This window comes from Streptomyces sp. NBC_01485, from assembly GCF_036227125.1.
In the GTDB taxonomy this organism is placed as follows: domain Bacteria; phylum Actinomycetota; class Actinomycetes; order Streptomycetales; family Streptomycetaceae; genus Streptomyces.
This window is the reverse complement of sequence record NZ_CP109435.1, coordinates 6973241-6989770: the sequence shown is the minus strand read 5'-3', so window position 1 is coordinate 6989770 and position 16530 is coordinate 6973241. Positions and strand designations below refer to the sequence as shown.

At 71.0% G+C, this 16530-nt stretch carries 18 protein-coding genes; 10 read left to right on the top strand and 8 right to left on the bottom strand.

Annotation, left to right across the window (positions count from 1 at the left end):
- Positions 1-32 precede the first annotated feature (32 nt).
- Entirely contained in the window at positions 33-443 is a 411-nt protein-coding gene (locus tag OG352_RS31705; protein WP_329221639.1) for a MazG nucleotide pyrophosphohydrolase domain-containing protein, read from the bottom strand.
- 131 nt (positions 444-574) lie between these two features.
- Here OG352_RS31705 and OG352_RS31700 point away from each other — a divergent pair, with 131 nt between their 5' ends.
- Positions 575-1573 (top strand): TAXI family TRAP transporter solute-binding subunit, encoded by a 999-nt coding sequence (locus tag OG352_RS31700; protein ID WP_329221638.1) that lies wholly within the window; start codon positions 575-577, stop codon positions 1571-1573.
- A 28-nt stretch (positions 1574-1601) separates the two neighbouring features.
- On the opposite strand, the gene OG352_RS31695 is transcribed toward OG352_RS31700, so the two are convergent.
- Complete coding sequence (locus OG352_RS31695; RefSeq protein ID WP_329221637.1) at positions 1602-3011, bottom strand: sensor histidine kinase; 1410 nt, start codon at positions 3009-3011, stop codon at positions 1602-1604.
- Positions 3012-3023: 12 nt separating this feature from the next.
- Complete coding sequence (locus OG352_RS31690; protein WP_093779208.1) at positions 3024-3710, bottom strand: response regulator transcription factor; 687 nt, start codon at positions 3708-3710, stop codon at positions 3024-3026.
- Between the two features lie 316 nt (positions 3711-4026).
- Here OG352_RS31690 and OG352_RS31685 point away from each other — a divergent pair, with 316 nt between their 5' ends.
- The 8 genes from OG352_RS31685 (at position 4027) to OG352_RS31655 (ending at position 10454) form a co-directional block, all read left to right on the top strand.
- On the top strand, positions 4027-4803 hold the full coding sequence (locus OG352_RS31685; RefSeq protein WP_329221635.1) for an amino acid ABC transporter ATP-binding protein: 777 nt from the start codon (positions 4027-4029) through the stop codon (positions 4801-4803).
- 77 nt (positions 4804-4880) lie between these two features.
- On the top strand, positions 4881-5732 hold the full coding sequence (locus tag OG352_RS31680) for a glutamate ABC transporter substrate-binding protein (RefSeq protein WP_329221634.1): 852 nt from the start codon (positions 4881-4883) through the stop codon (positions 5730-5732).
- A gap of 118 nt (positions 5733-5850) precedes the next feature.
- The gene (locus OG352_RS31675; RefSeq protein ID WP_329221633.1) at positions 5851-6516 is read left to right on the top strand and encodes an amino acid ABC transporter permease; all 666 of its coding nucleotides are present in this window, start codon (positions 5851-5853) and stop codon (positions 6514-6516) included.
- A complete protein-coding gene (locus OG352_RS31670; protein ID WP_329221631.1) occupies positions 6513-7415 on the top strand; it encodes an amino acid ABC transporter permease in 903 nt (300 codons plus the stop codon). The genes OG352_RS31675 and OG352_RS31670 overlap by 4 nt, the downstream gene beginning before the upstream one ends.
- Before the next feature lie 175 nt (positions 7416-7590).
- Positions 7591-9213 (top strand): FAD-dependent monooxygenase, encoded by a 1623-nt coding sequence (locus tag OG352_RS31665; RefSeq protein WP_329224035.1) that lies wholly within the window; start codon positions 7591-7593, stop codon positions 9211-9213.
- Between the two features lie 111 nt (positions 9214-9324).
- Positions 9325-9411 carry a putative leader peptide gene (locus OG352_RS40085; RefSeq protein WP_311605579.1) on the top strand — a complete coding sequence of 29 codons (87 nt, stop codon included), beginning with the start codon at positions 9325-9327 and terminating at the stop codon, positions 9409-9411.
- A gap of 99 nt (positions 9412-9510) precedes the next feature.
- Positions 9511-10056 (top strand): cysteine dioxygenase, encoded by a 546-nt coding sequence (locus OG352_RS31660; RefSeq protein WP_329221630.1) that lies wholly within the window; start codon positions 9511-9513, stop codon positions 10054-10056.
- The gene (locus tag OG352_RS31655; RefSeq protein WP_329221628.1) at positions 10053-10454 is read left to right on the top strand and encodes a rhodanese-like domain-containing protein; all 402 of its coding nucleotides are present in this window, start codon (positions 10053-10055) and stop codon (positions 10452-10454) included. Before OG352_RS31660 ends, OG352_RS31655 begins: the two co-directional genes overlap by 4 nt.
- 215 nt (positions 10455-10669) lie before the next feature.
- Here OG352_RS31655 and recX read toward each other — a convergent pair whose 3' ends face one another.
- The 4 genes from recX to OG352_RS31635 form a co-directional block, all read right to left on the bottom strand.
- The gene (recX, locus tag OG352_RS31650; RefSeq protein ID WP_329221627.1) at positions 10670-11503 is read right to left on the bottom strand and encodes a recombination regulator RecX; all 834 of its coding nucleotides are present in this window, start codon (positions 11501-11503) and stop codon (positions 10670-10672) included.
- A 3-nt stretch (positions 11504-11506) separates the two neighbouring features.
- Positions 11507-12637, bottom strand: a complete 1131-nt coding sequence (recA, locus tag OG352_RS31645) for a recombinase RecA (RefSeq protein WP_329221626.1) — start codon at positions 12635-12637, stop codon at positions 11507-11509.
- Between the two features lie 473 nt (positions 12638-13110).
- Positions 13111-14373, bottom strand: a complete 1263-nt coding sequence (locus OG352_RS31640) for an AI-2E family transporter (protein ID WP_329221625.1) — start codon at positions 14371-14373, stop codon at positions 13111-13113.
- Between the two features lie 60 nt (positions 14374-14433).
- On the bottom strand, positions 14434-14628 hold the full coding sequence (locus OG352_RS31635; protein ID WP_329221624.1) for a DUF3046 domain-containing protein: 195 nt from the start codon (positions 14626-14628) through the stop codon (positions 14434-14436).
- A 78-nt stretch (positions 14629-14706) separates the two neighbouring features.
- On the opposite strand from OG352_RS31635, the gene OG352_RS31630 reads away from it, so the two are divergent.
- Positions 14707-15651, top strand: coding sequence for a hypothetical protein (locus OG352_RS31630; protein WP_329221623.1), 945 nt, complete (start codon positions 14707-14709; stop codon positions 15649-15651).
- Here OG352_RS31630 and OG352_RS31625 read toward each other — a convergent pair.
- On the bottom strand, positions 15630-16454 hold the full coding sequence (locus tag OG352_RS31625; protein WP_329221622.1) for an AraC family transcriptional regulator: 825 nt from the start codon (positions 16452-16454) through the stop codon (positions 15630-15632). The genes OG352_RS31630 and OG352_RS31625 overlap by 22 nt on opposite strands.
- Between the last annotated feature and the right edge of the window lie 76 nt (positions 16455-16530).

Here is a 16530-nt window from a genome sequence, read left to right as displayed (position 1 = left end):
CGCTCCTGAAGGCGTGACCCGCCGCCCCTGCTTCAGGCCGCGCCGCCAGGTATCCAGCCCTGGCGGCGCAGCTCCGCGGACACGTCCGGCGTCTCGTAGTGCTCGCCCTTGAGCACCTTGCCGTCGGCACGGCGGGCGACCTGGCCGTCGGGGCCCAGCTTGGTCATGTTGGACCGGTGGATCTCGGCGAGCACCGCGTCGAGGTCGATCCCGTGCACCAGAGCCGTGCCGTACGCGACGTAGACGACGTCGGCCAGTTCGTGCGCGAGCCGGTCCAGCGGGCCGCTCACCGACACCTCGGCGACCTCCGCGGCCTCCTCCGCGAGCAGCTCCCCGCGGTGGGCGGCGAGGCTCGGCGGCACCTCCGTCGGCGTACTGCGGGCGTCGAGCCCGAACGCGCGGTGGAACTCACGGACCAGGTCGGCGGGCGAGGAAGAACGCATGCACCGACTGTAACGACCATTACTGACACTCCCGTCCGGCCGGTCCACAGCCGACCCGGGGAGCCCCGCCCGGCCGGCCCGGGGAGCCGCGCCCTGGTCAGCACCGCGTACCGGCTGGCAGGATCGCGCCCATGTCCAAGGTGTTCTCCCGTGTCGGCAGGCGCCGCGCCCTGCAAGGTGCGGCCGTCGGTGCCGTCGTCCTCGGGCTGCTGCTGTGGTGGCTGCAGCCGCTGGGCGAGGCGCCGCCGCGCGGCTCGATCACCTTCAGCACGGGCACGACGAGCGGCGTCTACTACGAGTACGGCACCCGGCTGCGCGCCGAACTCGCCAAGGACATGCCCGACCTGGACGTCAAGCTGTCGACCAGCAACGGATCGCAGGAGAACGTCGCGCGCGTGGCGACCGGCGAGGCCGACTTCACCATCGCCGCGGCCGACGCCGTCGAGACCTACGAGCAGCAGCACCCCGGCTCGGCCGCCCGGCTGCGCGGCGTGGCCCGCCTGTACGACGACTACGTCCAGCTCGTGGTGCCGCGCGACTCGAAGATCAGGTCCGTCGCGGATCTGCGCGGCAGAACGGTGGCGACGGGGCTGCCCCGCTCGGGTGTGCGACTGATCGCCCAACGGGTGCTCAAGGCGGCGGGCCTGGACCCGTCGAAGGACATCAAGGCCGTGTCGGAGGGCATCGACACCGGCCCCGAAAAGTTGAAGCGGGGCACGATCGACGCGTTCTTCTGGTCCGGCGGGGTCCCGACGGCCGGGCTGGAGAAACTGGCCGACAGCTTCACCTTCCGGTTCGTTCCGATCAGCCCCGAGCTCGTCGCCAAGATGCACGACCTGGACGACTCCACCAGCTACTACCGGGCCACGAACATGCCCGAGTCGGCCTACCCGACCATCCAGAACGGCTCCACCGTGGCGACGATCGCGGTGTCCAACCTGCTGATGACCCGTACGGACATGGCCCCCCGGCTCACCGAGTGGCTGACACGGACCGTGATCAAGAGCCGGGACGGCATCGGCGCACACGTGCACTCCGCCCAGTTGGTGGACCTGCGCACGGCCATCTACACCGACCCGCTCAAGCTGCACCAGGGCGCCCGCCGCTACTACCGCTCGGTCAAGCCGTAGGACCCCGCCAAGCCCTCAGGGTCCCTCGCTACGACGCCGGCGACCTCGGCACGGACACCGTCGCCGTCAGCCCGCTGGGCTCGTGGCGCTCGTAGGTGAGGGCGCCGCCGCCCGCCGCGAGCAGGGCCTTGGAGATGGACAGGCCCAGGCCCGAGCCCTTGATGTTCTGGTGGCGGCCGCTGCGCCAGAACCGGTCGCCCACGCGCGTGAGCTCCTCGTCGGTCAGCCCGGGCCCGTTGTCGGTGACGACGACGGTCGAGATCTCGCCGTCGGCCGCGACCGTGACCTCGACGCTCTTGCCCTCGGGGGTGAACTTCACCGCGTTGTCGATGACGGCGTCCAGCGCGCTGGAGAGCGTCACGGGGTCGGCCCACGCGGTGGTGGGCGGGCAGTCGCCGACCAGCCGGACGCCCTTGCGCTCGGCGGTGGGCGCCCAGGCGGCGACGCGCTCGGCGGTCAGCGCGCCGATGTCGGTGACCCGCAGGTCGGCCTCGGCGTGCTCGGCCAGCGCCAGGTCGAGCAGGTCGTCCAGGACCTGGGCAAGGCGCTTTCCCTCGCCCTGGACGGAGGCGATCTCCTCGTTGCCCTCCGGGAGTTCGTAGCCCAGCAGCTCGATGCGCAGCAGCAGGGCGGCGAGCGGGTTGCGCAGTTGGTGCGAGGCGTCGGCGACGAAGGCGCGCTGTTGCTCCAGCACGTCCTCGACGTTGTCCGCCATCTCGTTGAACGATCGGGCCAGCCGCCGGAGTTCCGGCGGCCCGCCGGCCACCGCGACCCGGGACTTCAGGCGGCCGCTCGCGATCGCGTGGGTGGTGACGTCCAGTACGCGCACGGGTTTGAGCACCCAGCCGGTCAGGCGCAGGGCGGCGCCGATGGCCAGCAGCATCGCGGCGGCCTCGCCCGCGGCGATGACCAGCCAGCCGTGCAGGATCCGCGACCGCATGGCCCCGGTGGGCGAGTCGGTGACGACGACCGCGACGACGTCGCCGTCCCGGATCACCGGCGACGCCACGACGAGCCGACTGCGCTGCCACGGCCACACCTGCTGCGGGTCGTGGCTGCGACGGCTGAGCAGCGCCTCGTCGAACGCGTCCCGCACCTCCCCCGTTTCGGGGAGGAACCAGTCCTTCGGAGCATGAGCCATGGGGGTGTCGGTGCCGTAGAAGACACCGGCACGAATGCCGTAGACGTCGTAGTAGCTGGCGAGTTCCCGCCCGAGCGTCTCGCGCCGCTCGTTCGTGGACGCCGACGCGGAGGCGTTCGTGTCCGACGAGGCGGTGACGAACTGCGCGAGCGCCGCGAAGCGCGCGGTGTCGTCGATGCGGTCGACGACCACCGTCTGCTGCTGGGCGCCCGCCACGCTGACGGCCAGCGGCACCCCAAGAGCCAGTAGCACGGCCGCCATCAGGACGATGAGCAGCGGCAGGAGACGTGTACGCAACCGCGGTCCCCGCTACGCGGCCGGGGCGACGAGCCGGTAACCGACGCCCCGTACGGTCTCGATCAGCGCGGGCATGCGCAACTTGGCGCGCAGGGACGCCACATGCACCTCCAGGGTGCGTCCGGTCCCCTCCCAACTCGTGCGCCAGACCTCGCTGATGATCTGCTCCCGGCGGAAGACCACACCGGGGCGCTGGGCGAGCAGCGCGAGGAGGTCGAACTCCTTGCGGGTCAGTTGGACGACCGAACCGTCCACCGTGACGCGTCGCGTGGGCAGTTCGATCCGCACGGGGCCCAGGCTCAGCGCGTCCTCGCCGGCCGCTGCCGGGTCCTCGTGGACGGTGCGGCGGCTGACGGCGTGGATGCGGGCGAGCAGTTCCCCGGTGTCGTACGGCTTCACCACGTAGTCGTCGGCGCCCATGTTGAGGCCGTGGATGCGGGAGCGCACGTCGGAACGGGCGGTGACCATGATCACCGGGGTGGTGGTGCGCTTGCGGATCTTGCCGCAGACCTCGTACCCGTCCTGGTCGGGCAGCCCCAGGTCGAGCAGCACGACGCCGAAGCCGGCGCCCTCCGGCACGAGCGCCTGCAGCGCTTCCTCGCCGCTCCGCGCGTGGGTGACGTCGAAGCCGTGCCGCTTCAGGACCGCGGACAGGGCGGCGGCGACGTGGTTGTCGTCCTCGACGAGCAGCAGTCTCATCCCGTCCTCCTCCGGTTCATCGGGCATACGGTCTGACTCACCACAACGGGTGTTCGGTTCTCGGGTGCGAAAAAACGCGTGCACACGCGTGTGTGCATCATGGCAGTCACGCTGATGGACGAGGACGCAGTCAAGAGAGTTCCGGTTGCACGCGGCTTCCGTTACCCGGCCGATACGGGCCGCAGACCACAAGTGCTACGACACGTGTCCGATTGCTATCGGATCGTGATGCTCAGATTCCCCTCAGATGTAATGACGCTGGTCGCACGTGGTCACTACTGTCCTCCGAAACCGAGGAGGACGGAGCCCCAGAGCGATGACCGAAGTATCGGTGGCCAAGGAAGACGTGGTCGCGAGCGGTGAACTGGTCGTCCTGAAGAGCGTCAACAAGCACTTCGGCGCGTTGCACGTTCTCCAGGACATCGATCTCACGATCGACCGCGGCGAGGTCGTCGTGGTCATCGGACCCTCCGGGTCCGGGAAGTCGACCCTGTGCCGCACCATCAACCGCCTGGAGACGATCGACGAGGGCACGATCGCGATCGACGGCAAGCCGCTGCCCCAGGAGGGCAAGGCGCTGGCCCGGCTGCGCGCCGACGTCGGCATGGTCTTCCAGTCGTTCAACCTGTTCGCGCACAAGACCGTGCTCGAGAACGTGATGCTCGGCCAGATCAAGGTCCGCAAGGCCGACAAGAAGCAGGCCGAGGAGAAGGCACGCGCCCTCCTGGACCGGGTCGGTGTGGGCACGCAGGCCGACAAGTACCCGGCGCAGCTGTCGGGCGGCCAGCAGCAGCGCGTCGCCATCGCGCGGGCGCTGGCGATGGACCCGAAGGTCATGCTCTTCGACGAGCCGACGTCGGCCCTGGACCCCGAGATGATCAACGAGGTCCTCGAAGTCATGCAGCAGCTGGCCCGGGACGGCATGACCATGATCGTCGTCACCCACGAGATGGGTTTCGCACGATCGGCTGCAAACCGCGTGGTGTTCATGGCGGACGGGCGGATCGTCGAAGAGGCTGCGCCCGACCAGTTCTTCAGCAATCCGCGCAGCGACCGTGCCAAGGACTTCCTGTCGAAGATCCTGCACCACTGACCGGCACCACTGACCGGCATCACTGACGGAATCCGCACCGCCCGCAGTACGTCACCACTCTTCTAAGGAAGTTCCTCATGAAGCTTCGCAAGGTCACCGCCGTCTCGGCCGCAGCCCTCGTCCTCGCCCTGACCGCCACCGCGTGCGGCAGCGACAAGAAGGACGACACCGCCGGCAGCAGCGCCAGCAGCGGCAGCGGCGGAAAGATCAAGGTCGGCATCAAGTACGACCAGCCCGGCCTCGGTCTGAAGAAGCCCGACGGGTCCTTCGCCGGCTTCGACGTGGACGTCGCCACGTACGTCGCCAAGCAGCTCGGCTACGAGCCGAACCAGATCGAGTTCGTCGAGACCAAGAGCGCCGACCGCGAGAACGCCCTCGCGCGCGGTGACGTGAAGTTCATCGCGGCCACCTACTCGATCAACGACAAGCGCAAGGCGAAGGTCGACTTCGCCGGCCCGTACCTGCTGGCCCACCAGGACCTGCTGGTCAAGTCGGACTCGAAGATCAGCAAGGCCGAGGACCTCAACGGCAAGAAGCTGTGTTCCGTGACCGGCTCGACCTCGGCGCAGAACATCCACGACACGATCGCCCCGAAGGCGAACCTGAAGGAGCTGAGCTCCTACTCGGAGTGCATCGCCGGCCTGCAGAGCGGCGCCGTCGACGCGGTCACCACCGACGACTCGATCCTCGCAGGCTTCGCCTCGCAGGAGCAGTACAAGGGCAAGTTCAAGCTCGCGGGCCTGAAGCTCAGCAACGAGAACTACGGCATCGGCGTCAAGAAGGGCGACACCGCGACCGTGAACAAGATCAACAAGGCGCTGGAGACGATGGTCAGCGACGGCTCCTGGCAGAAGGCCGTCGAGGCCAACTTCGGCCCGGCCGGCTACAAGAACGAGCCGGCCCCGAAGGTCGGCGTCATCGTCAAGTAACCCGGGTCCCGCGGCCCAGCCATGCGGGGTTCCTGCGGTGCGCCGCCGTCCGTCGCGATCACGGCGGCGGCGCGCCCCGCCCTCTTCATACGACACCCACCCGGAAGCGCGGGAGATCGTGTTCGACTTTCTTGAAGGCTACGACGTCCTAGGGGCGTTCTGGATGACGGTGAAACTCACCGCCCTCTCCGCCGTCGGTTCCCTGATCTGGGGCACCCTGCTGGCCGGGATGCGGGTCAGCCCGGTCCCGCTGATGCGCGGGTTCGCCACCGTCTACGTCAACATCGTCCGGAACATCCCCCTGACGGTGATCATCCTCTTCAGCTCGCTCGGCCTCGCCGACGTCTTCGGCATGACCCTGGGCGCCGAAGACTTCGCGGTCCAGGGTTTCCGGCTCGCCGTGCTCGGTCTGGTCGCCTACACCGCGGCCTTCGTGTGCGAGGCGATCCGCTCCGGCATCAACACGGTGCCCATGGGGCAGGCGGAGGCGGCCCGGGCCATCGGGCTGAGCTTCAGCCAGACCCTCACGCTCATCGTGCTGCCGCAGGCCTTCCGCTCGGTCATCGGGCCACTGGCCAACGTCCTGATCGCGCTGACCAAGAACACCACGGTGGCGGCCGCCATCGGCGTCGCCGAAGCCGCCTACCTGATGAAGACCATGATCGAGAACGAGGCGCAGACGCTGCTCATCGGCGCGGTCTTCGCGTTCGGCTTCGTGGTACTGACCCTGCCGACCGGCCTCATCCTGGGCTGGCTCAGCAAGCGACTGGCGGTGAAGCGATGAGCTCGGTCCTGTACGACACGCCCGGCCCCCGCGCCAAGCGGCGCAACGTCATCTTCTCGGTGATCTTCTTCGCCCTCCTCGCCCTGTTCGCGTGGTGGGTGTGGCAGACGATGGACGAGAAGGACCAGCTCACCTCCGCCCTGTGGAAGCCGTTCATCGAGGCCGAGGCCTGGACGACGTACCTGCTGCCCGGCCTCGCCAACACGCTGAAGGCCGCGGCCCTCGCCATGGTGATCGCCCTTCCGCTGGGCGCCGTCTTCGGTATCGCCCGCCTGTCCGACCACCGGTGGGTGCGGGGCGTGGCCGGCACGGTGGTGGAGTTCTTCCGGTCCATCCCGGTGCTGCTGCTGATGCTGTTCGCCAACGAGCTCTACGCCAACTCCACGGGCGTCAGCAGCGAGGACCGGCCGCTCTACGCGGTCGTCACCGGCCTGGTGCTGTACAACGCCTCGGTTCTCGCCGAGGTCGTCCGGGCCGGCATCCTCTCCCTGCCCAGGGGGCAGACGGAGGCCGCGTACGCGATCGGCCTGCGCAAGAGCCAGACGATGAGCAGCATCCTGCTTCCGCAGGCGGTCACGGCGATGCTCCCGGCGATCGTCAGCCAGCTCGTGGTCATCGTGAAGGACACCGCGCTGGGCGGTGTGATGATCGGCTTCACCGAGCTGCTCAACTCGCGCGGCACCCTCGCGGCCAACTACGCCAACGTCATCCCGAGCTTCATCGTGGTCGCGGCCATGTTCATCCTGCTGAACTTCATCCTCACCAGCTTCGCGAGCTGGCTGGAGCGCTACCTGCGGCGCAGCAAGCGCAGCACGGGCGCGGTCCTCGGCGTCCACGACGTGGACGACCTCAACGCGGCCGAGGTCGGCGGCGGCTTCGGAAGCGGTGCGTCCGCCTGACGCTCACTCAAGTGGCGTGACCTGTACGGAGGCAGTGGCGTGCGCGCCGCTGCCTCCGTCACTTGACGCGAGCAGCGGCAATGGGTTGCATACGTTCTGTGATCGTGCACCCTGCTCCTACCTCTTGTTCACTTACGTCCCTGTGGGCACCGTCGCGGGCAGGGGGCGGCACGCCGTGGACCCGGTGATCATCGTCGGAGCGGGGCCGGTGGGGCTCACGCTCGCCCTGGCGCTGGCGCGTCAGCAGGTGCCGTCCGTGGTCCTCGACGAGGGCCCCGGCAAGGACGAACCGCGGCTCGCGCGCACCGTCGTACTGCGCGAGGACACCGCCGCTCTCCTGGCGCGGCTGACCGGAGCGCCCCTCGGCGCGGCCGGGGTCCACTGGGCCGGATGGCGGTCGATGCGGCGCAAGCAGGTGACGCGCGAGATCCCGTTCGGCGACGCGAGCGACCCCGCCCCCCTGCACATCGCGCAGCACGTGCTCACCAGTGCCCTGCGCGCCGCCGCCGCGAGCGAGCGGCTGGTGAAGATCGTCGTGGACAGCCGTCTGGACACCGTCGAGCAGGAACCTTCCGGTGTCACGGCGCACACCCGCGGCCCCAAGGGCACCTGGTGGCGCGGCAGCCACCTGGTCGGCTGCGACGGCCCGCGCTCCACGGTCCGCAAACTCCTCGACATCCGCTTCCCCGGCCGTACGGCGGTGGAGCGACACGCCGTCGCCGCGCTGCGCACGGAACTTCCGTGGGCCGACGAGGCGTTGCTCCATCGGACGCCGCCGTGGCGGACGTCCGGTCCCTCCGCCGGGGAGATCACCGGACGCCCGCTGCCGGAGGGCGTCTGGCGGCTGGACTGGCTGCTGCTGCCCGGCAAGGACCTCGTCACGCCCGAACTGCTCGTGGCCCGCGTCCGCGAGACCCTGGCGGGCTGGAACGAGGGCTCCACACCCGCGTACGAACTGCTCGACACCGGCGTCCACACCGTGCACCACCGGCTGGCCCGCCGCTGGCGCGTGGGGCGCGTCTTCCTCGCCGGGGACGCCGCGCACCTGCTCGGCGCGCTCGGCACCCAGGGTCTCGACGAGGGTCTGCGGGACGCCGACAACCTCGCCTGGAAGCTGGCCCTGGCCTGGCACCACGGGTCGCACGAGGCGCTGCTCGACAGCTACCAGGCGGAGCGGCGCGCGGCCGTCGCCGGCCGGCTGCGCGCCGCCGACCAGGCGCTGCCGCTGCTGCGCGGTGGCGGCGGCATAAGGGCGTACGTCCCCGGCGCGGCCCGCGGCCATGACGTGCTGCTCACCGACGGCCACCTGGGACGCGGCCCGCTGGGCGCGCCGGGCATGTACGACGGCTCCCCGCTCGCCCCCCGGCACCTGGAGGCGGAGGTCCCGGTGGACACGCCGCCCGGCGCGCCGGCCGAGGACGTGCGCGTGACGGCGGAGGACGGCTCGTTCGTACGGCTGCGGGAGCGGCTCGGGCGGGGCGCGCTCCTCGTCCTGCTGATCGCGCCGGGCACGGGCGTGTGGGAGCGCAGGCACTGGGTGAGCGCCGGGATCATGCCCCGGCTCGCCGCCGCGGTGACGGCCCTGCCGAGCCCGGCCGAGCTGCTGGTGGCCGAGAGCTACCCGGGTGCGGCCGCCCACACGGTCCTGCTGATCCGGCCCGACGGCCATCTGGTCACCGCGCTCAACGGCGTGCGCGCGGCCGACCTGTACGCGGCGGCGGAGGCGGCGGTGGGCGGGCCGACGGGGGCGCAGGAGACGTCCGCGGCGGAAGCCACGGCGGGCTCCGCGGCCACCTGACGGCGCGGGAGCCACCCGCCCGCCCGCACCCGTCCGTACCGGCTGTCACCGTGCGGTCCACATGGTGGCAGCCGGTTGACCGGGTTGCACCGGCATGGTCTACTCCGGATCGTGACCGACACCGATGTGCGCCTGTGGCGGAGGGTCCATATGGACCTCGTCCGCTATGCGGGCTGCGTGTGTCGCCCGTCCTGCTGAATTCGCATCCCCCCTTTTTCCACCGGCGTACGCCGCCGATGCGCATCTGCGCTCGCGCGTGCCGATGTGCTCCCCGCGAACATTCTCAGGACGGTGTCCGTGTCTGCCTCTCCCTCCCTCCCCGCCGCCACCGCCATCTCCGCCGTCTCCGCCGCGCCCACGCAGGCAGACCTCCTCGACTTCGTCCGGCGTACGGCCGCCGACACCGAGCTGATCGCCTCGCTGCCCCTCGACCCCGAGGGCCGCACCTGGGTGCGTCTGGAGGGGCCCGGCGGCAGCGAGGCATGGCTGATCGGCTGGCCGCCCGGCACGGGCACCGGCTGGCACGACCACGCCGACTCGGTGGGCGCCTTCCTCACCGCGCGGGGCGAGCTGAGGGAGTACTCGCTCGCCGCGCGGCTGCCCACCGACGGCTGGAAGACCCTGGAGCTGACCGAGGGCGTGGACCGGGAGCGCACGCTGACGGCCGGCCGGGGCCGCTCCTTCGGACGCCACCACGTCCACGAGGTCCTCAACGAGTCCACCGAGGAACACGCCGTCTCCGTCCACGCCTACTACCCGCCGCTGCCGCGCATCCGCCGCTACAGCCGTACGGGACAGGTGCTGCGGCTGGAGCAGGTCGAGCGTCCGGAGGACTGGCAGTGAGCGGTGCGGGCGCGCCTCCGCCCGGTATCGACGAGTTGCTGGAGCGAGTGCGTGCGGGGTACGCGCGCGTGGAGGCACGCGAGGCGTACGAGGCCGCCCGCGCGGGTGAGGCGCTGCTCGTCGACATCCGGTACGCGGCCCTGCGCGAGCGGGACGGTCTGATCCCGGGCGCCCTGGTCGTCGAGCGCAACGAACTGGAGTGGCGTCTCGACCCCCAGGGCAGCCATCGCCTCCCCGAGGCGACGAGCCATGCGGTACGGGCCGTCGTGATCTGCAACGAGGGCTACGCGTCGAGCCTGGCCGCCGCTTCCCTGCACCAACTGGGACTGCACCGGGCCACCGACCTGATCGGCGGTTTCCAGGCGTGGAGGGCGGCGGGGCTCCCGGTGACGTCGTAGCCGCACGGGAGGTCGATTGTCGGCCACCGCCACCGCCACCGAGATACGGGAGCGAGGAGGGGAAGAGCCCGGCCCTGGACGCGATCGGCGCCCCCGCGCGTCTACCGTGTCCGGAACCGGGTCATACGGTGAGGGCGGGTGTCTCGCACCGCCTTCAACCTCTTGGGTCCCCCTCCCCCCTCCCTCCCGCCCCTTCCCCCTGCTCCCCGAGCAGCTCAGCCCCCGCCCTCCTCCAGGAAATCCGTGTCCTCGCCCTCCTCCTCCAGCGCCTGGCGGACCACCCGCAGGGCCATGCCCTCGGAGTAGCCCTTGCGGGCGAGCATGCCGGCGAGGCGGCGCAGCCGTTTGTCGCGGTCGAGGCCGCGGGTCGAGCGCAGCTTGCGGGCGACGAGTTCGCGCGCCGTCGCCTCCTCCTGCTCGGAGTCGAGCTGGGCGACGGCGTCGTCGATCAGCGCCGAGTCGACCCCCTTGGTCCGCAGTTCCTGCGCGAGCGCGCGCCGGGCCAGTCCCCGGCCGTGATGCCGGGACTCCACCCAGGCGTCCGCGAAGGCACTGTCGTTGATCAGCCCGACCTCCTCGAACCGCGAGAGCACCTCCTGCGCCACGTCGTCCGGGATCTCACGCTTGTGCAGGGCGTCGGCGAGTTGCTTGCGGGTGCGCGGGGTCCCGGTGAGCAGGCGCAGACAGATCGCCCGTGCCCGCTCGGCCGGGTCCCTCGATGGCTCCCCCTGGTCGGCCCTCGACGAGGAGGAATCGCCTCCGTCCTCGGTGGACGGTTCTCCGAAGCCGCGCCGACGGCGCCCACGCCCACCCCGTGGACCGCCCTCGCCACCGCGTCGCGCTCGGCCGGCCCGGCCGCCACGGGGCAGGGCCTCGCCCTCCGCCCCCTCGCTCTCCGCCCCTTCGGGCCGGTTCGAGCCGCCGTCCGGCCAACTGTCCGACCAGCCGTCGCCGCCTTGCGCAAGGCGGCCGTCGGCCCCGCCCCCGCCCCCCGCCTCCCGGGGGGTGTCGGGGTGGACGTACTCGGCCCAGTCCGTTCGTCGCGTCACGGATCAGCTCTTGACGGCCGCGGCCTTGGTCTTGGCGGTCTTGGCGGCGGAAGCCGGAACCGTCTTGGCGGGGTCGTCCACGGGCGTGCCCGCAGCCACCGCGGCGTCCGCACCCGGCTCGGCGGCGGGCTTCTCCGGCTTCACACCGACGCCCAGCTTCTCCAGGATCTTCTTCTCGATCTCGTTGGCGAGATCGGGATTGTCCTTCAGGAAGTTACGGGCGTTCTCCTTGCCCTGGCCGAGCTGGTCGCCCTCGTACGTGTACCAGGCGCCGGCCTTGCGGACGAAGCCGTTCTCCACGCCCATGTCGATCAGGCCGCCCTCGCGGCTGATGCCGTGGCCGTAGAGGATGTCGAACTCGGCCTGCTTGAAGGGCGGCGCGACCTTGTTCTTGACGACCTTGACGCGGGTGCGGTTGCCGACCGCGTCGGTGCCGTCCTTCAGCGTCTCGATACGGCGGATGTCGAGTCGCACCGAGGCGTAGAACTTCAGCGCGCGGCCACCGGTCGTGGTCTCCGGGGAGCCGAACATCACGCCGATCTTCTCGCGGAGCTGGTTGATGAAGATCGCGGTGGTCTGGGACTGGCTCAACGCACCGGTGATCTTGCGGAGCGCCTGGCTCATCAGACGGGCCTGCAGACCCACGTGCGAGTCACCCATCTCGCCCTCGATCTCCGCGCGCGGGACGAGCGCGGCGACGGAGTCGATGACGATCAGGTCGAGGGCACCGGAGCGGACCAGCATGTCCACGATCTCCAGAGCCTGCTCGCCGTTGTCGGGCTGGGAGAGGATCAGGTTGTCGATGTCGACGCCGAGCTTCTTCGCGTACTCGGGGTCGAGGGCGTGCTCCGCGTCCACGAAGGCCACCTGGCCGCCGGCCTTCTGCGCGTTCGCCACGGCGTGCAGCGTCAGCGTCGTCTTACCGGAGGACTCCGGTCCGTACACCTCCACCACCCGGCCACGCGGCAGACCGCCGACGCCGAGGGCGACGTCGAGTGCGGTCGACCCGGTGGGGATGACCTCGATGGGCTCGTTCGGCCGCTCGCCGAGGCGCATCACCGCGCCCTTGCCGAACTGCCGTTCAATCTGTGCGAGAGCGGCATCGAGTGCCTTCTCGCGGTCGGTTCCTGCCATGGGTTCCACCCGGTTTGCTTGAGTCGATCGCTTCACGTCAAAGACGCTAACGCCTGCCACTGACAATGCGCCCCGACGCCGGTCCGGCCTGTGGATAACTCAGGTGCTTACCCGTCCAAACCTGGACGAAATTCCCACCGCGAGCCGCACCGGAGCCTCCATGAGAATGGATGTTCGATTTTCGTGTCAAGCGCACCACGCGGCACTTCCGAGGCTACGTTCACAAGCCGACAACGCCCCGGATCCGGCCCCTGCACCGCCCCTCGTCCGGCCCGCTCACGGCTGCTTCCCCGGGCGTACGGCGAGTGCCTTCGGCCAGACGACGACGGCGTCCGGCGCGGCCGAGACGCTCGGTGCATGCACGACATGGATGACTTGGGCGAGCAGAAGACCACGACGCCCCGCGGCGAAGCCGGACCCGATCCCGATCGGGGGTGTGGGCCGTCCTCACCTACTGACGCCCGCTCCGGCCCTCAGCCGGACCCCTCCCGCGACCCGCCGCCCGCCCGGTGCCGCACGCGCGTCCACAAGCCCCGCGCGCGGGTGAGCGGTCCCGGCCCCTCGCCCCGGCCCCGGTGACCGTGGACGCGGGGATCGTCCGTGACGTCGTAGCGCTTCACGTAGGCACCCAGGAACGCCTGCAGCGTGGCGACCGCCGGAATGGCGATCAGCGCGCCTACGGCGCCCAGGAGGGCGGTGCCGGCGACGACGGAGCCGAAGGCGACGGCGGGGTGGATGTCGACGGTCTTCGCGGTCAGCTTGGGCTGCAGCATGTAGTTCTCGAACTGCTGGTAGACCACGACGAAGATCAGCACCCACAGTGCGTACAGGGGCGAGACCGTGAAGGCGATCAGCATGGGCAGGGCGCCAGCGAGATAGGTGCCGATGGTCGGGATGAACTGCGACACCACACCCACCCAGACGGCGAGGACGGGCGCGTACGGGATGCCCAGGGCCTGCAGCAATACGTAGTGCGCCACGCCGGAGATCAACGCCATCAGCCCGCGCGAGTACAGGTAGCCGCCGGTCTTGTCGACGGCGATCTCCCACGCGCGCAGCACCTCGGCCTGTCGGGCGGGCGGCAGCACGGAGCACAGCGCACGCCGCAGGCGGGGTCCGTCGGCGGCGAAGTAGAACGAGAACAAGGCGATCGTCAGGAGCTGGAAGAGACCGCCGAGGACCTGCGTGGAGACGTCCAGGACGCCGGCGGCGCTGTTCTGGGCGTACTTCTTCAGCCACTCGGAGTGGAGCAGTCCCTCCTGGACGTCCACGCGCCTGAGGTCGGTGTGGAACGTGTCGTTGACCCAGTTGATCACCGAGTCGAGATACTCCGGGAAGCCCTCGATCATCTTGATGATCTGTCCCGCGAGCAGCGAGCCGAGCAGCGTGAAGAAGCCGGCGACCACGATCACCAGGCCGATGAAGACCAGGAAGGTGGCGAACCCCCTGCGCACCCCGCGGGCGGCCATCCGGCTGACCGCGGGCTCTATGGCGAGGGCCAGGAAGAACGCGATCAGGATGTTGATCAGCAGCCCGATGACCTGGTGGAAGGCCCAGGTGCCGAGCTGGAACGCGCCGACGAGAGCGAGCGCGAGCACCATGGCGCGCGGAAGCCAGCGCGGCATGCGGGCACCCTGCGCGGTGCCGCCGTCGGCCGGGGGCGGCCCGGCGGGCGGCGGCGTGCCGGGCGGGGATGCGTGCCGGGCGGCCTGCCCGGTCTCGTCAGTGGGTGCCACGGGGCAAGTCTCGCCTACGCCACCGACAACCGGAGGACCGCCTACGATCTTCGTGACGGATCAGCGCATCTCCTGCGGAACGTTCATCGCCACGCACACCACGCGCCACACCTCCTTGGCCTCCCAGCCGTGCGCCAGCGCCTCGTGCACCGTGCGCCCGCCGAGCTCCGTCATCACGTGATCGCGCGCGAAGGTGTCGGCGTACCCCGTGCCGAATTGCTCGTCCATCCGCTGCCAGAAGACCGTCAACCGCATGACACCAGTATCCCGCGCGCGGGGGTGCCCCTCGCCGGGACCGCCTGCCGGGACCGCTTTGCGCCCTACGGTCTGACCATGGCCGAAACCGGAGCATCCCCACTCCCCCCGACGCCCCCGGCGCACTCCCCGCTCTTGCGCGCCGAGCACTTCGTCTGGCTCACCGCGCGCGTGCTGGAGCAGCGCCTCTTCGCGCACGACTTCCTCCACGGCGCCGCCGATCCCGTCGAGACCGCCCTCGACGCCTACCGCAACGAGGACGGCGGCTACGGCCACGCGCTGGAGCCCGATCTGCGCGGCCCCGTCAGCCAGCCCCTGCACACCGTGCGCGCACTGCGCGTCCTGGACGCCATCGGGCACCTCGGCGGCCGGCGCGTGGAGCGGGTGTGCCGTTACCTCACCTCGGTCTCCACCGCCGACGGCGCGCTGCCGGCGATCCATCCCAGCCAGCGCGGGTACCCGGCGGCCCCCTTCATCCCGATCGTGGACGACCCGCCCAGCGAACTCCTGTCCACCGGGCCGGTGGTGGGCCTGCTGCACCGCAACGATGCGTGGCACGCCTGGCTGTTCAGGGCCACGGACTTCTGCTGGCAGGCGGTGGACTCCCTGGAGCGGTCCCATCCGTACGAGGTCGAGGCCGCGGTGGCCTTCCTGGACTCCGCCCCCGACCGCCCGCGCGCGGAGGCGGCCGCCGACCGTCTGGGCCGCCTGGTGCGCACGCAGCGGCTCGCCGCGCTGGACCCGGACCACCTGGACGCGTACCCGGTCGCACCCGGCTACGCGCCCGGCGAGCACCACTTCCCGTACGACTTCGCACGGACTCCGGGCTCTCTCGCGCGCGCGTGGTTCACCGACGCCGAGATGGCACGCTGCCTGGACCACCTCGCCGACGAGCAGCAGACGGACGGCGGCTGGCCGATCCGATGGCGCCGCTGGGCACCCGGTACGGCCCTGGAGGCACGCCCCATGGTGACGATCGAGGCGCTCCGCACCCTGAGGGCCTACGGCCGCACCATCGGCTGACCCGGGCCGGACAGCGGCCCCGGCCGCACGCGTCCGCCGTCTGCCCTCCTTCCCTGGTCGGTGAAGCCCACCGCGACGGCCGCCTCGGCGGGCGCCGTCCCCGCGTCCAGCAGCCGCCGTGCCCGCCGCACACGGGCATCGGTCAGCCAGGCGTGGGGCGGCAGCCCGTACACGTCCCGGAAGGCGCGCAGCAGCGCGAACGAACCGGTGCCCAGATCTCCGGCCAGTTGCTCCAGCGTCGGCGGATCGGCCAGCCGCTCCTCCAGCACCGCACGCGCGCGTACGGCGATCCGCGCCCCGGCCGTCCGCACCTCGCGCTGCGGCAGCGGCCCGCCGCTGAGCCGCAGCAACCGCGTCACGGCCACCCGCAGCAGCGTGTCGGCGGCCAGCGCGTTGCCCTCCTCGGCGGCTCGGAGCACCTGATGCACCAACCCGACGGCGTACGGATCGTCGAGGACGGGACGGACGAACCCGGGGGTGCCACGAAGGGCCGTCGTCTCGGCCGCGATCCCGGCCACCACCTCGGGCGACGGATACACGGCCCCGTACCGCCACCCCTCCGGCACCCCGGCCCGCCCCGTGTGCGGGGTGTCCGGATTGACCAGCGCGAGCGCCCCCGCCCCCGCGTACTGATCGGCCCCGTGGTGGTGGAAGACCTCCACGCCCTCGGCGATGGCGGCGATCACGAAGTGTTCGTGGGTGTGCCGCACGAAGGTCTTGCGGACATACCGGGCCCGCAGCAGATCGACGCCGGGCAGCTCGGCGTACCGCCAGTGCCGCGCCAGCTCACCCGAACCCGCCATACCCCCATTCTCCGCGACGCCCGGACCCACCCCCCGTCCCCCGCCCGTCCCCCACGCACCCACGCCCGGAGCCGCT